At 75.9% G+C, this 15558-nt stretch carries 6 protein-coding genes; all 6 read right to left on the reverse strand.

Annotation, left to right across the window (positions count from 1 at the left end; genetic code table 11):
- Nucleotides 1–3: 3 nt before the first annotated feature.
- The 6 genes from J2847_RS34305 to J2847_RS24670 are packed head-to-tail and all read right to left on the reverse strand — an operon-like array spanning nt 4 to nt 15458.
- Complete coding sequence (locus tag J2847_RS34305; protein ID WP_209781434.1) at nt 4–429, reverse strand: isochorismate lyase; 426 nt, start codon at nt 427–429, stop codon at nt 4–6.
- A gap of 4 nt (nt 430–433) precedes the next feature.
- Nucleotides 434–2095 (reverse strand): (2,3-dihydroxybenzoyl)adenylate synthase, encoded by a 1662-nt coding sequence (locus tag J2847_RS24650; RefSeq protein WP_209781435.1) that lies wholly within the window; start codon nt 2093–2095, stop codon nt 434–436.
- A gap of 37 nt (nt 2096–2132) precedes the next feature.
- A complete protein-coding gene (locus J2847_RS24655) occupies nt 2133–3368 on the reverse strand; it encodes an isochorismate synthase (protein WP_209781436.1) in 1236 nt (411 codons plus the stop codon).
- Nucleotides 3365–6877 (reverse strand): non-ribosomal peptide synthetase, encoded by a 3513-nt coding sequence (locus J2847_RS24660; RefSeq protein WP_209781437.1) that lies wholly within the window; start codon nt 6875–6877, stop codon nt 3365–3367. The genes J2847_RS24655 and J2847_RS24660 overlap by 4 nt, the downstream gene beginning before the upstream one ends.
- Entirely contained in the window at nt 6874–10935 is a 4062-nt protein-coding gene (locus J2847_RS24665; RefSeq protein WP_209781438.1) for a non-ribosomal peptide synthetase, read from the reverse strand. The genes J2847_RS24660 and J2847_RS24665 overlap by 4 nt, the downstream gene beginning before the upstream one ends.
- Before the next feature lie 20 nt (nt 10936–10955).
- Nucleotides 10956–15458, reverse strand: a complete 4503-nt coding sequence (locus tag J2847_RS24670; RefSeq protein ID WP_209781439.1) for a type I polyketide synthase — start codon at nt 15456–15458, stop codon at nt 10956–10958.
- Between the last annotated feature and the right edge of the window lie 100 nt (nt 15459–15558).

Below are 15558 nucleotides of genomic sequence, written 5' to 3' on the forward strand. Positions count from 1 at the left end.
CGCTCACGCTCGGCTGGAGGGGGCGGGGGGCGCGTCGGGCAACGCGTCGGGCCGCGCGTCGGGTTGCGCGCCGGCCCGCGCGCGGGTCCAATGCGCGACCTGCTGCTGGATGAACCACTGGATGATCTGGCTGAACAGCGGCACGACGAAATCGGGGTTCAGCCCGTGCCGCTCGGCCCAGCGCCGCCGTTCCGGCAGCATGGCGGCGACGCGCTCGGGCGCCGGGATGCTCGCGGCGTCCGGCTTGAAGCGCGCGGCGGCCAGCACGTAGCCGAGCCGCAGGCCGAGCAGCCCGACGATGGTCTCGTCGATGCGGTCGATGGCCCGGCGCACGTCGCCCAGGTCGCGGCAGGCGTCGGGGCCGGCGGTGCCGAGGCCGAGCGTTTCGGGGGTGGGGATCGGCGCCGTGGGGAGCGGCTGGTCGGGCATCGGCTCAGCCCTCCGTTCCGGTGGCGGGGGAGGCCCGATGGGCCTGTTTCAGCATCTCGCGCAGGACCTTGCGGCTGACCTTGCCGACCCCGGTTTCCGGGAAGCGGTCGAGGAAGCGGAACTGGTCGGGAATCTTGAAGGCCGCCAGACCCTTCAGGCGCAGGTGGCGGGTCAGCGCCAGCGGCTTCAGCCCGGCGTCGCGGGGGATGACGAAGGCGCAGACGCGCTCGCCCAGCTCCGCGTCGGGCAGCCCGACCACGGCGGCGTCGTGGACCCCCTCATGGGCGAGCAGCAGATTCTCCACCTCCTCGGGCGACAGCTTCTCGCCGCCCCGGTTGATCTGGTCCTTGTCGCGCCCCGACAGGATCAGCGACCCGTCGCCCGTCACCCGCACGATGTCGCCGGTCCGGTAGAAGCCGTCCGGCGTGAAGGCGGCGGCGTCGTGCTCCGGGATGCGGTAATAGCCGCGGATCGTGTAGGGGCCACGGGTCAGGAGCTGTCCGGGCTCGCCGGGGGGCACGTCGTTTCCCGCCTCGTCGACGACGCGGATCTCGTCGGCCGGCGACATCGGGCGCCCCTGGGTGAGGGCGACGGTCTCGTCGTCGTCGTCGAGGCCGGTGCAGCAGATCAGCCCCTCCGCCATGCCGAACACCTGCTGGAGCCGGCAGCCGAGCGTGGGCCGGACGCGGCGGGCGGCCTCGCGGCCCAGCTTGGCGCCGCCGACCTGGAGCGTGCGCAGGCTCGACCGGTCGCGCCGCGACGCCGGGGCCTCCTGCATCCACAGCAGGGCCAGCGGCGGGACCAGCGAGGTGAGGGTCACGCGGTGCCGCTCGATCAGGGCGAAACCGGTCTCCGGTCCCGGATCGGGCGCCAGCACCGCCGTGCCGCCCGACAGCAGCGTTCCCATCACGCCGGGGCAGGCGAAGGGGAAGTTGTGGGCGATGGGCAGGGCGCAGAGATAGACGGTGCCGGCGTCCATCCCGCTGGCCCGCGCGGCGGTGGCGATGTTGTAGAGATACTCGTCGTGGCGCCGGGGGATCAGCTTGGGCACGCCGGTGGTGCCGCCGGAGATCTGGAAGACCGCGACGTCGCCGGGACGGGCGGCGTCCTCCGGGAACGGTCCGGCGGCGGCGCGGAGGCTGTCGAGCGGCGTGAACTCCTCCGCCGCGCCGTCGATCACGACATGCGTCAGACCGGGGGCCTCCGCTCGCAGCTCGCGCGCCAGGGCGCGGTGGTCGAAGCCGTTCAGCCGGTCGGTGGTGACGAACAGCCTGGCCCCCGCGAAGGCGCAGAAGCGGCCGATCTCCAGCCGCCGGTGCGAGGGCAGGGCGAGGACCGGGACGGTTCCCAGCCGGGTCAGCGCCAGCACGGTCTCGACGAAGGCGACGCTGTTGGGAAGCTGGACCACCGCGCGGTCGCCCCGGCCGAGGCCGAGCGCCGCGAAGCCGCCGGCCAGAACCTCCACCCGGCGGGCGAGGTCGGCGTAGGAGACGCGCGTGTCGCCCTCGATCAGCGCCGTCCTCGCGCCGTGCCGGGCGGCGGCGCCGGCCAGCATGCCGGCGAAGGTTTCGTCGCCCCAGTATCCGGCGGCGCGGTAGCGGGCGCGGTACGCCTCCGGCCAGCCGGGGCAGTCGGCGTTCAGCGCGGCGTGCTCGTCGATGTGCATGATGGTCCTGTGCGGGATGGAAACGGGGGTGGGGGCGTCAGAAGCCGAGCGCGGCCAGCATGGTCTTGAGCTTGGCCGCGGTCTCCTCCAGCTCCGCCTCGGGGTCGGAGCCGTGGACGATGCCGGCCCCGGCGAACAGCCGGGCGCGGCGGCCCCGGATCTCGGCGCAGCGCAGGGAGACGGCCCATTCGCCGTCGCCCCCGGCGTCGCACCAGCCGACCATGCCGGCGTAGAGGCCGCGGCCGACCCCCTCCAGCTCCGCGATGGCGGCGACGGCCGCGTCGGTCGGCGTGCCGCCGACGGCCGGGGTCGGGTGCAGGGCGAGCGCCAGCTCCAGCGCGCCGGCGTGGGGGGCGCGCAGCTCGCCGACGATGGGGGTGGAGAGGTGGATGACCGGGCCGGCGGCGACCACGCCGGGCGTGGCCGGAACCTCGATGGTCCGGCAGAAGGGGCGCAGCGTCTCGGCGACGGCGCGGGCGGCGAAGGCGTGCTCGTGCCGGTCCTTCTCCGAGGCGAGCAGCCGTTCGACGCGGCGCGCGTTCTCCGCCGGGTCGGGGCTGGCGGCGATGGTGCCGGCCAGCGGGGTGGCGTGGACCCGGCCGCCCACCCTGCGCACCAGCAGCTCCGGGCTGGCGCCGAGGAAGACGCCGGCGTCCCGCCCCGTCTCGGGCGGCAGCGGGACGGAATAGAGGAAGCTGGCCGGGTGGCGGCGGATCAGGGCGGCCAGGACGCGGCCGGGGTCGATGGGCTCGTCGGCCTCCAGATCCAGGCTGCGGGCGAGCACCAGCTTGGCGAGCCGCCCCTCCGCGATGCGGGCCAGCCCGCCCGCCACCGCCCGCCGGTAGCCGTCCGGGTCGGGCAGCGGATGGGCGCGCGGCGGCCGGGGTGGCGTGGCCGGGGTGGTGGCCGTGCCGGGCAGCCGCCGCAGCGCCGCCTGCCAGCCGGCCGGGGACAGCCGGTCCAGGTCGCGCGGAACGATCAGCCGGCTGGGCCCCGACACGTCGAAGGGGATGGCGCCCATGACGACCGGGGCGCGGCCGTCGCGCCGGGCGGCCTCGAACAGACGGGCGAGGCGGCGGGCCGGATCGCCGGCGCCCTTGTCCGGATCGCCATCCGAATCGCCGCCCGGATCGGCCGCGTGGGCGATCCCGTGCCCGACCATGCGGTTCGAGGGGGACAGGAAGACCACGGCGTCGGCGAGTCCGCCGGGCTCGACGAGCGGGGCGGCCGGGTCGCGGTCCGGCGGCGGTGCCACGGGCAGGGGGTGCGTCATCGCGCGGTGTCCGATGATGGGGAGGGGGGAGGCGGGCCGGGAAGGGGGGTGGGCGGCGGCAGCGTCCGGATGTGGGCCTCCAGCGCGGCCAACGAGGTGTGGACGAACAGGTCGGTGACGTGCAGGTCGATGCCCAGCTCGTTGCGGATGCGGGCGTGCGCCTCGACCAGCGTCAGCGAGGTGGCGCCCAGCTCGAAGAAGCCGGCGTCCGGCGGCAGCGTCCGCCCGCCGACGGCCTGGACCAGGATGTCGCGCAGCGCGGCGCGCGGCCCGCCCGGCAGGGATGTGGGCAGGGATGTGGGCGGTTCCGCCGCGCCGGTCCCCGCCCCGGCGGGATCGGGCGGGAGGTCAGCCAGCGCGCGCGGGTCGATCTTGCCGTTGGCCGACAGCGGCAGCGCCGCGTGGACGAGGATGCGGCGCGGCACCATGTAGGCCGGAAGCAGGGCGCGGCAGTGCGCCCGCAGCTCCGCCTCGGTCGGGGCGGCGCCGTCCGTGCGGGCGACGTGGGCGACCAGTCGCGCGGCGCCGCCGCGTGCGTCCGTTCCGCCCTGGACCAGGGCGGCGGCGCGCTCGACGGCCGGGTGGCGTTCGAGCGCGTGGGTGATCTCCCCCAACTCGATCCGGTGGCCGCCGAGCTTCACCTGCCCGTCCTCGCGTCCAAGGAACTCCAGCGTGCCGTCCGGCCAGAAGCGGCCGAGGTCGCCGGTGCGGTAGAGCCGCCCGCCGCCGTCCGGCGCCTCGACGAAGGCGGCGGCGGTCCGCTCCGGATCGCCCCAATAGCCGGACGCCAGCCCGAGCCCGCCGATGTGGAGCTGGCCGGGCACGAGGTCGGGGCGGTCGGCGCCGTGGCGGTCCAGAACCCGGTAGCGCTGGTGGCGCAGCGGCAAGCCGTAGGGGACGGAGATCCAATGGCCGGGCACCGCGTCCACCGCCTGCCAGTTCGACCAGATGGCGGCCTCGGTCGCGCCGCCGAGCGCCACCAGCCGGGCCGCCGGCGCCAACGCGCGCAGCCGGGCGCACAGGCCGAGCGGCACCCAGTCGCCGCTGACCAGGGCCAGCCGCAGGGTGACGGGCGGCGCGGCGTCCGATGGGGCGGGCGATGCGGCCCCGGCGCCGCCGCCGCCGCCGAGCCAAGCCAGCAGCATGTCGAGCAGCGTCGGCACCGAATTCCACACCGTCACGCCGTGGGCGGTCATCAGCCGGTGCCAATGCTCCGGGTTGCGCTCCTGCCCCGGATCGGGGATCACCAGCGCCGCCCCGGCGGCGAGCGGCGCGAACAGGTCGTAGACCGACAGGTCGAAGTTCAGCGCCGACAGGGCGAGGACGCGGTCGCCCGGCCCCATGCCGAAGCGGGCGGCCATGTCGTCCAGCGTGTTGCGCACCGCCCCGTGGGTCAGGGTGACGCCCTTGGGGATGCCGGTCGATCCCGAGGTGAAGATGACGTAGGCGACATCGCCGGGCGCGGTCGGCGCGCGTTGCGCCGCCAGTTCGGCCAGGGATGTGTCGGGCAGTGGGTCGGAGAGGGAGACGGGCAGCGCGGGGATGCCGTCCCCGGCGGGCCGGGCGCCGTCCGCCGCGACGATCCGCGCGGCGGGCCGCGCCTGCTCCAGCATCGCCGCGACGCGCGCCGCCGGCAGGTCGGGGGCGACCGGCACATAGGCGGCCCCGGCGTGCAGCGCGGCCAGCACGGCGACCGCCTGCAACGGCCCCTTGCCGAGCTGGACGGCGACCCGGTCGCCCGGCCGCACCCCGGCGTCGCGCAGCCGCCGCGCCAGCCCGGCGGCGTGGCGCGCCAACTCGCCGTGGGTCAGCCGCCCGCCGCTCCACAGCAGGGCGTCGGCACCGGCGGTGCGGGGAAGGTTATCCCAGAAGGCGTCGGCGAGCCCGCCGGGCGGCGGGGCGGCGGCGGGATCCGGCCGGTGGAGGGCGTCGCGCACCGCCATCTGCGCCGGCGGCGGACGGCGGTCCGGCGCCCGGTCCCACAGGGTTTCGTCGTCGGCCAGCGCCTCCAGTGCCTGCGTGTAGGCGGCGAAGGCGGCACCCACGGCGTCGAGGTCGAGCGCCGCCCCGGCGGCGTCCCAGTTGAAGCCGAGCCCGCCCCTTTCCTCGTAGAGCTGATGGTCGAGCGCCACCTGCGGGGTCTGGCTGACGCCGTGGACCTGGGTCCAGCCCAGCCCGCCGACCGCGTCGGCGTCGTCGCCGATCAGCAGGCTGGTGAAGACCACCGGCATCAGCGAGCCGCTGAAGTCCCCGCGCAGCCGCGCCAGCTCGCGCAGCAGATCGACGCCGGCGACGGCGCCGTGCTCCAGCCGCTCCAGCAGGGCGGTCTGGGTGCGCGCGGCCTGCTCGGCCAGCGGCCGGTCCATGCCGTCGAAGCCGAGCAGCGTGGTGTTGGTGAACTCGCCGAGCACCCGCGTGATGTCCGGGTGCAGCGGCGGGCGGTTGAACAGGGTGACGTTCAGCGCGACGTCCTCGTTGCGGCTCCAGCGCGACAGGACATTGGCGAAGACCGTCGCCAGCGCGCTGGTCGGCGTCACCCCCCGCGCGCGGCAGACGCGCTTCCAGGACTGCCAGCGCGCCTTGGGCAGATGGCCGTGGAAGCGGGTGAAGCGGCCCCGCCCGGCGTCGCCGCCCGTCCCCGGCCGGGGGGCCGGCAGGCGGGGCGCCGGGGGCAGCTTGGGAAGCGCGGCGTTCCAATAGGTCCAGGCCCGCGCCCGGCCGGCCTCCGCGCCGGCCCCCTGGGTGGCCATCACCACGTCGCGGAAGGTCAGGGCGGGCGGCGGCGGTTCGGGCCGGCCGTCGAGCAGGGCGAACCATTCGCGGAAGAAGAGCTGGCTGCTCCAGGCGTCGAGCGCGATCAGGTCGACACAGGAATGCAGCCGCACCCGGTCGCCGTCGCGCGTCCAGTGCAGGTCGAACAGCGGCCAGCGCTGCGGGTCGCGGATCCGTTCGCCGATCTCCCGCCGCAGGGCGGCGATCCGCGCGTCGCGCTCCGCCTCGGGCAGGCCGGTCAGGTCGGTGACGGGGATGCGGTAGGTCGGAACCGTCTCCAGCACCACCTGCCGTCCGCCGGGACGCAGCACCGTGCGCAGCATCGGGTGGCGGGCGATCACCCGGTTCAGGCAATCCTCGGCGCGGGCGACATCCACGCCCGCGCGCTCGAACTCGATGTAGCTGTTGGCGGCGACCCCGCCGAGGTCGAGCGCGTCGGAGCGGCCGACCAGATAGGCCTGCTGGATCGGCGTCTGCGGGAAGGGGGCGTGGCGGTTGTCCGGATCGGCGCGGAGGACCGGCGCCGCGGGCCCGTCGTCGGCCGCGAGCCGGTCGATCAGCGCCTGCCGGTGCGCCCGCACCCGCGCCTTGCGGTCGGCGGTCATCGCCCCGGCCGGCGCCTTGAAGCGGAGCTGGCCGTCCTCCAGCCACAGCCGGATGTTGTGGCGCTCCAGCTCGTCGAGCAATTGGGCGAGCAGTTGGGGGAGCGGTTGGGGAAGAGGCTGGGGGAGGCTCATAGCGTGCCCTCGGTCATGTCCTGCGGCGCGTGGGTCTTGGGGGCGGCGCGCCACGCGGCGGCGCGCTGCGGATCGACCAGCCCGCCGACCAGCCCGTGCAGGTAGAGCCGGTCCGGCGGCAGCGCGAACAGGCGCGACAACTCCTCCGGGGCGAGGTCGCCGAGCTGGCAGAGGCCGAGGTCGGGCAGCCCGGCGTCCGGCAGCCCGGCGGCGGCCTGCTCCAGAAGCTGGCACATGGCGCCGCACTCGATCAGCGCGAAGGGCAGGCTGGCTCCCTCGTAGAGCGGGACGATGCGGTCGAGCGCCACGACGAAGCCGATCAGGAAACGGCCCCGCCCGACCCAGTCGCGGTTGCCGGCGCTGAGCCGGCCGAGGTCGGGGAACGGCTCGGCGGGCGGCGCGCAGGCGGTCAGCCGGTGGTTCTCCGGGTCGTACCAGTAGCCGCCGGCCGCGACACCCTCGACGCGGCCCTCGGGGATCAGCAGATAGGTCTCCACCGGGTAGAGGCCGCCGGCCGAGGCGTACTGGAAGCGCTCCTCGCCGTCGGCGTGGTGGCGGCGCAGCGCGCCGAGCAGCCGGCCGAGCGAGTCCAGCGGCAGCACGCCGTCGCGGAAGCGGCGCCAGCTCCGCCGGTCGGCCTGGGCGATGGGGGCGCCGTCCCCGCCGAGCGCCACCGACGCGCCGGGGAAGACCGGCCGCGCCAGCCCGTTCTTGAACAGCCGCCGCGCCACCGGGTCGGCGATCGGGCGGCTGCGGGTCAGCCGGTCGCGCAGGCGGCGCTCGCCGGGCCAGATCGGCGCGTCGGGCAGGCTCGCCGTCAGGCCGCGCACCAGCGCCACCAGATCGGGCATCGCCACCGCGCGGGCCAGCTCGGTCAGGGCGGGGCGGCGGCCGCACTGGGACTCGATCCGGTTGGCCAGCGCGATCAGCTCCAGCGAGGTGGCGCCCAGCGCCACGAGGTTGTCGGTCATCGCGACGGCGGGCTGGTCCAGCACCCGCGCCACCATGTCGAGCACGGAGCGCTCCAGCGCGTCCCCCCGCGCGGCCGGGACGGCGGCGGTGGCGGCGGCCGGCTGGGCCGGCAGCCGGGCGGCCAGCGCCTTGCGGTCGAGCTTGCCGTTGGCGGTCAGCGGCCACGCCTCCACGAAGCTCCAATGGGCCGGCAGCATGTGGCTGGGCAGCAGGGCGGCGAGATGGTCCCGGAGCGCGGCCGGCGCGGCCGGCGCGGGCGGCGGCGCGGCGGCGCTCTTCACGAAGGCGGCCAGCCGGGGGTGGCGGCCGTCGCCGACGGCGAGGATCGCCGCGTCCTCGACCGCCGGGTGGGTCTTCAGGGCGCGGGCGATCTCGCCGGTCTCGACGCGGAAGCCGTTGATCTTGACCTGCCCGTCGGCGCGCCCCTGGAAGACGATGATTCCGTCCGCCCGGTAGCGGCCGAGGTCGCCGGTGCGGTAGAGCGGCAGGCCGCTGCGCGGGTGCGGGAAGAAATGGCGCCGCGTCTTCTCCAGGTCGCCGTGGTAGCCGGTGGCGAGCCCGTCGCCGGCGATGAACAGCTCGCCGGTCTTGCCGGGCGGGCAGAGCGCCAGCGCCTTGTCCAGCACGAAGACCTGCTGGCGGCCGAGCGCCCGCCCGTAGGGGATGCTGGCCCAGTCGGGATCGACGGTATCGATGGGGTGGGCGATCGACCAGATCGCCGCCTCGGTCGCCCCGCCCAGCCCGACGAAGCGCGCCGCCGGCCACAGCCGCCGCGCCCGGTCCGGCAGGTCGAGCGGGATCCAGTCGCCGCTGAGCAGGACGGTGCGCAGCGCCGGGGCCGGCGGAGCGCCGCCGGTCTCGTGGTAATCGACCAGCAGGGCGAAGAGGCCCGGCACGGTGTTCCACAGCGTCACCCCGGCCCCGGCGCACAGCCGGTGCCAGTGGGCCGGGTCGCGCTGCTGGTCGGGGTCGGGCAGCGCCAGCGCCCCGCCGCAGCCGAGCACGCCGAAGACATCGTGGACCGACAGGTCGAAATGCAGCTCCGACAGGCCGAGCACGCAGTCGTCGGCGCCGATGCCGAAGCGGCGGTTGACGTCGCGGATGGTGTTGACGGCGGCGGCGTGCGTCACCGTCACCCCCTTGGGCTGGCCGGTCGAGCCCGAGGTGTAGATGATGTAGGCGGGGTCCCGCGGGCCGGCGCCCTCCAGCGCCGCCAGCCCGGCGGGGTCGCCCTCGCCCGTGCCGTCGAGGTCGAGGGAGGGGCAGGAACCGCGCAGGCTCTCCGGCAGCGGGGCCTTGTGCAGCAGCAGGTCGGGGCGCAGGTCGGCGAGGATGCGGGCCTGCCGGGCGGCCGGCTGGTTGGCGTCCACCGGGACATAGACGGCGCCGAGCAGCGACACCGCGAGGCAGGCGGCGATCTGGTCGGGGGATTTCTCCAGCAGCAGGGCGGCGGTGGCGCCGCGCCCGAGGCCGCGCGCCCGCAGGGCGTCGGCGATGCCGGCGACCCGCCGGGCCAGCGCCGCGTGGGTCAGGGTGCGGTCGGCGGTGCGGATCGCCGGCCGGTCGCCGCAGGCCGGCAGGGCCCGCAGCCACGGATCGGCCAGCCGCGTGTCGCCGTCTCCCGGCCCCGGCGGGACGAGCGGCGGCTCGATCATCGCGGCGTCGGGATCGGGCATGGCGGCCGACGCGCGGTCGATGCGCGACGGGTCGTCGGCCAGTTCGCCGATCAGGCCGGTGAAGCGGTCGAACAGGTCGCGCGCCACCTCCGGCGCCAGCGCGTTGACCGCCACGTCCCAGTTGACCAGCAGCGCGCCCTCCCACTCCATCACTTGGTTGTCGAGGATGACCTGCGGGGTCTGCGACAGCGACAGCACCGGGCGGCCGGGCTGCGCCTGGGCGTCGGCGAACAGCCGGGCGTCGTTCTGGCTCAGTGTGCTGGTGAAGACCACCGGCATCAGCGGCCGGTCGAGGTGGCCGCGCGCGCGGGCCATCTCGCGCATCACCGCGACGCCGCCAAACGCGCTGTGCTCGATGTCGCGCCACAGCGCGTTCTGGAGCCGGGCGAACCGCTCCCGCCGGGGCATCGGCAGGCGCAGATCCATCTCGAACAGCAGGGTGGTGGTGAAGTCGCCGACGACGCGGTCGATGTCGGGATGGACCGGCGGCCGGTCGAACAGCGTCATGTTCAGGCAGAAGTGACGGGTCTCGCTCCACACCGCCAGCGCCTCGCCGAACAGGCCGAGCAGCACGCAGGACGGCGTGACGCCGAGTTCCGCCGCCAGGGCCTTCAGCCGGTTCCAGGGGGCGGGCTCGATCCGCTGCGACAGCCGCTCGTACACCGGGCGGCCGAGCCGTTCCAGCGGGCAGGGCATGGGAAGCTGCGGGGCGTCGGGCAGGTCGGCCGCCCGCGCGCGCCAGTAGCGGCGGGCGCGCTCGTCCCCGTCCGCCGCCCGGCTCTCGACGATCTGCTTGAAGGTGACGGCGGGCTCCGGCAGGTCCAGGCCGGGGTCGCGGTAGAAGCGCGCCACCTCGTCGAGGATGGTCAGGATGCTCTGCTGGTCGGTGATCAGCAGGTCGAAGCGCAGATGGATCCGCGCGCGGCCGGCCGGCCACAGGCTCAGCTCCACGTCGAACAGCGGCCAGCGCCCCCGCGCCGGCAGGTCGCGGGCGAGGCGGCGGCGCACGGCCGCCAGCGCCCGCCCGGCGCAGGACTCGGACGCGGCGCTCCAGTCGTGGACCGGGATGGCGAGGTCGGGAATGCCGTCGCGGACGCGCTGGCGGGTGGCGTCGAGGATCTCGGCGCGCAGCATCGGGTGGCGCCGGACGATGCGGGCCCAGGCGTCGCGGTAGCGCGGGATGTCCAGCGTCTCGCAGTCGATCTCGTAATAGAACTGGCAGGCGGCGCCGCCCAGCGGCAGGTCCGGGTCGCGGCCCAGCAGATAGCCGCGCTGGAGCTCGGTCAGCGGGAAGGGGGCCTGCGGGTCGGAGTCGCCGGCCGGCGGCGGCGCCGCCGCCTCGTCCAGGTCGAGAAGCCGGCTCAGCAGCGCCGGATCGAAGGGCGGCGCGGTCAGGGTGTCGGAGGGCATGATCGCGGGTCCTCGGGAATTCATGATGGGCCGGCGTGGCGGCGCAGCGATCGCCGGTCGTGCTCGGACAGGCTCTGGATGTGCAGGTAGGCGAGCGCGGTGGTCGCGGCGCCTGGGATCGCGTCGAGCCGCCGCGCCAGTTGGGCGGGGGTGCGGTTCGCCAGGAAGTCGGGCAGCGCGAACTCGGCCTGGAGGATCGCCCGCAGCCGCGACAGCAGCCGCACCGCCATGATCGAATCGCCGCCGAGCTGGAGGAAATCGTCGGTCGGCGCCAGCCTGTCGATCCCCAGCGTCCGCGCGAAGAGAAGCATGGTCAGCCGCTCCAGCGGGGGGCCGTCGGCGGGGAGCGCGGCGGCGCCCGGCGCCGGGTCCGGCGGTTCGGCGGTCCGCCCCTGGCGCGCCCTCGCGGCGTGGTCGACCTCCCGCAGGCGTTGCCCGATGTCGGTGGGGCTGACCAGCGCGTGGGCGTGGCTGCCGCGCAGGATCCGCCACAGGGCGGCGAAGCCGTCCTCGGCGGCGATGGCCCGTTCGTCGCGCCCCAGGAACAGCGTGCCGTCCCCGGATTCGGCGGTGGCCCGCCCGAGGGCGCCCAGCTTCTCCCAATTGTCCCAGCCGATGGTGACGACGGGGAAGGGGGCGGTGCCGGCTTCGGCCAGAAAACCGAGCGCGAGGTTGGCGGCCATGTAGTCGGCGTTGCCGTAGCCGGAGGTCTCCCCCGCCAGCGAGGAGAAGTTGACCAGGAAATCCGGCGCGTGGGGCGCGAAGGCCGCCAGCAGCGCCTGCGCGCCCAGCAGCTTGGCCCGGTGGTTGGTGTCGCGCTCGGCCAGCGTCCGATCCTGGAGGGTCTGCGGGACGTAGCGTCCGGCCAGATGGAAGATGCCGTTCGCCGGGTGCCCCTGGCGCAGCAGGTCGGCGGCGACGCCGTCGAGCAGGCTCCGGTCGTCGGCGGACCCGGCGACCAGCGTCAGCGTGGCGCCCTGGGCGAGGCACTCGGCAAGGACGGGGTGGCGTGACGGGTCGGCGCGGAGGGCGGCGTCGATGCTCCGGGCGATCGCCACGAGGTGGCAGCGCTGGCGGGCGAGCCGGCGCAGCAGCTCCAGCCCCAGCCCGCCGGTGCCGCCGGTGACGACATAGGTGCCGCCGGGGCGGATCGGGTGCGGGGCGTCCTCGTCCTCGGGCGGCAGGGACAGCGGCACGAGACGCCGCTCCCACAGGCGGCCGTTGCGCAGGGCCAGCGACAGCGCGTGCAGGGCCGGGTCGGCGCGGCGGCGGGCGTCGATCCGCGCCAGGGTGGCGGGGTCGGGAAGCCGGTCGGCGTCGAGCCAGCCCGCCTGGACGCCGGGCAATTCGAAGGGGATGGCGCGCAGCACGCCGAGCGCCAGCGCCTGCTCGCAGCGGGGCGTCTCGGTGCCGTCGATCACGGCGAGGCGGTCGGTCAGCAGCAGGAGATGGCCGACGATTCCGGCGGGCAGCAGGGTCTGGGCGAGCCGGACGAGGCTGTCGTGGCCGTTCGCCCTGTCGTCGGCGGCCCTGTCGTTGGCGGGAGAGCCGCCGTGCAGCCAGCCGAACAGGCAGAGGGCGTCGCGGATGGCGCGCTGCTCCAGCCTTGCGGCGAGGCGGCGGAAGTCGGCGGCGTCGCCGGGGCGCAGGTGGAAGGAGCCGTCCGGATTCTCGCGGTAGCCGGGGCCGGGGTGGACGCGGATCGCGTCGGCGTTCTGGGGGATGGGGAACGGATGATCGGGCAGGAACAGGAGCAGCGGACGCGCCTCCACCCCGACCCTCCCCCGCTGGGCGGGGGCGGGGGCCGGCGTTGCGAAGGGCGTGTGCGGCAGGGAGCGCCATTGCGGCACGAGGAAGCGTTCGTCGGGGGGAAGGACGCGGTCCGGCGAGGGGGCCGGCCGCTCCGGCAGCGGCGGCAGCAGGTGGCGGACGCGCTGGAACGGGTAGCCGGGCAGCGGCACCCGCCGCCACGCGCGGCCCAGCGTCGGCAGGGCGGGATCCATGTCGTGCCCGTCGACCCAGAGCTGGCCGAGCGCCGCGAGCAGATCCGTGGTCTGGCTGTCGCGCGTCACCATCGTCGGCAGGGCGGCGAGGCCGCCGTCGCGCCCGATCATCGCGGTGCAGCCGCTGCCCGGCCCCAGCTCCAGCGCGGTGGCGTCCGGCCAGCGGCGACGCAGGGTGTCCACGTTGTCGGCGAAGCGGACGGTTTGGCGCAGGTGGCGCACCCAATGGCCGGGCGTGGCGATGGCGTCGGGGTCGGCGAGGCCGCCGTCGGCGTTGCTCAGCACCGGGAGGCAGGGCCGGTCGAAGGCGACCGTCCGGCAGACCGCCGCGAAGGAGTCGAGGATCGGCTCCATCAGGTGGGAGTGGAAGCCGTGGGAGACCGCGAGCCGCCGGCTGGCGACCCCGTCGCGGCGCAGGCTCTCCGCCAGGGCGTCGAGGGCGTCCGGCGCCCCGGCGACGACGCAGCGGTCCGCGCGGTTGACGACGGCCAGCGACAGGGCGGCGGTCAGATGGGGCTCCAGCCGCGCCGGCCCGGCCTGGACCGCCAGCATCCCCGCCGGCGGCAGCCCGGCCATCAGGCGGCCCCGCGCGTGGACCAGCCGCAAGGCGTCCTCCAGCGAAAAGACGCCGGCCAGACAGGCGGCGACATATTCGCCGACGCTGTGTCCGAGCAGCGCCGCCGGCCGCAGCCCGGCGTCGGCCAGCGTTCCGGCCAGCGCGTATTCCGTGGCGAACAGCGCGAGCTGGCTGTGCAGCGTCGGGACCAGTGCCGCGTCGTCGTTCCCATACAGCAGGCCGCGCAGGTCGCGGCCGAGCAGCGGCTCCAGCAGGGTGGCGCAGCGGTCGATGCGGTCGCGGAAGCCGGGGAGGCCGCGGTGGAGGGGGGCCCCCATGCCGGCGAACTGCGCGCCCTGGCCGGGGAATAGGAAGACCAGCGGACCGGGACGCGCGCCGGGCTCCCCGCCCGCGCGGCGCGGGCGGATCAGCGCGCCGGCTTCGATCCGGCGGGCCGCCTCGCCCGCGTCGGCGGCGACGACGGCGTGGCGGTGGGCGAAGCGGCGGCGCCCGTGCAGCAGGGTGCCGGCGTCGTCCGCCAGCGGCCGGCCCGGCGCGGCGTCGCGGGCATCGGCGGCCCAGGCGTCGGCGAGCCGGCGGTCCAGCGCCGCGCGGTCGTCCCCGGTGCGCGCAGACCAGCCGAGCAGCACCGGGCTCCGGTCGTCCGCGCCGCTCCCGGCGGCCGGCGGCGGGCCGAGCAGGACATGCACATTGGTGCCGCCGAACCCGAAGGAGCTGACCGCCGCCAGCCGCCCTCCGTCCCCGGGCAGGGCGGTCGGCCGGTCGCAGACCGAAAAGCGCGTGCCGTCAAGGGCGAGCAGCGGGTTGACCCCCGCCAGATTCAGCGTCGGCGGCACGCGGCCGCCGCGGACCACCAGCACCGCCTTCAGCAGCCCGGCCAGCCCGGCCACCGTGTTCAGGTGCCCGACGTTGCCCTTGACCGAGCCGATCAGGCAGGGCGTGCGGCCAGGGCCATAGACCCGCTTGATCGCCTCGACCTCGATGGGGTCGCCGATCGGCGTGCCGGTGCCGTGCGCCTCGATGTAGGACACGGCGTCGGCGGACCGCCCGCTCAGCCCCAGCGCCTCGGCCAGCACGCGCGCCTGCCCGGCGACGCCGGGGGCGGTGAAGCTGGCGCGGTCGCGCCCGTCGTTGTTGGCCGCCGTCGCCTCGATGACGGCGTAGACGTGGTCGCGGTCGGCCAGCGCGTCGTCCAGCCGCTTCAGCACCAGCGCCGCGACGCCGTTGCCGCCGACGATGCCGTCGGCGGTGGCCGAGAAGGGGGCGATGGTGCCGGTCGGCGACATCGGCCCGCCGGGATCGGCGCGGTAGCCGTCCTCCAGATCCATCGACACCGACACCGCCCCGGCCAGCGCCATGGCGACCTCGCCCTGGAGCAGCGACTGCACCGCCTGGTGCACGCACAGCAGCCCGCTGGAGCAGGCGCTCTGCGCCACGCTGGCCGGGCCGGTGAGGTCGAGCAGATGGGCGGCGCGGCTGGCGAGGAAATCCTTGTCGTTGCCGATCAGCATGGCGAAGCGCTCCGCCGCCCCCTCGGCGTGGGAGCGCGGGCCGACATGCCGCAGGACGTAATCGTTGAAGCCGGCGGCGGCGAAGACCCCGGTGACGGGAAGGTCGCCGCCGCCGTAGCCGGCGTCCTCCATCGCGTGCCAGGCGGTCTCCAGGAACAGCCGGTGCTGCGGATCCATCAGCGCCGCCTCGGACGGGGCGAAGCCGAAGAAGGCGGCGTCGAAGCAATCCTTGTCCGCCAGCGCGAAGCAGGACCGGACCAGGCCGTGCGCGTCGGCGGGGCCGCGCGCCAGCCCGGACTCGCCGCGCTCCAGCATCCGCCAGAAGGCGGGCACGGAATCGGCGCCGGGGAAGCGGCCGGCGACGCCGATGATGGCGACCCGGTCGCCCTGGCTCGGGTCGGTCGGGGAGGGAGAGGGCAACGGCGAGTCCATGGCGGATCGGTCCTTGGCAGGGCCTTGCGGGGGGACGGGGCTCGGGCGCGGGACTCTCCGGCGGCGGTGCGGGCGCGGGTCGCGCGGGGCATCGCGGGGG

It is taken from the genome of Azospirillum agricola (assembly GCF_017876095.1).
Taxonomy (GTDB): Bacteria; Pseudomonadota; Alphaproteobacteria; order Azospirillales; family Azospirillaceae; genus Azospirillum; species Azospirillum agricola.

Excerpts from the sequence above, each read along its gene's own strand:
- J2847_RS34305 (WP_209781434.1), bottom strand. The coding sequence starts at position 429 with ATGCCCGACCAGCCGCTCCCCACGGCGCCGATCCCCACCCCCGAAACG.
- J2847_RS24650 (WP_209781435.1), bottom strand. The coding sequence starts at position 2,095 with ATGCACATCGACGAGCACGCCGCGCTGAACGCCGACTGCCCCGGCTGG.
- J2847_RS24655 (WP_209781436.1), bottom strand. The coding sequence starts at position 3,368 with ATGACGCACCCCCTGCCCGTGGCACCGCCGCCGGACCGCGACCCGGCC.
- J2847_RS24660 (WP_209781437.1), bottom strand. The coding sequence starts at position 6,877 with ATGAGCCTCCCCCAGCCTCTTCCCCAACCGCTCCCCCAACTGCTCGCC.
- J2847_RS24665 (WP_209781438.1), bottom strand. The coding sequence starts at position 10,935 with ATGCCCTCCGACACCCTGACCGCGCCGCCCTTCGATCCGGCGCTGCTG.
- J2847_RS24670 (WP_209781439.1), bottom strand. The coding sequence starts at position 15,458 with ATGGACTCGCCGTTGCCCTCTCCCTCCCCGACCGACCCGAGCCAGGGC.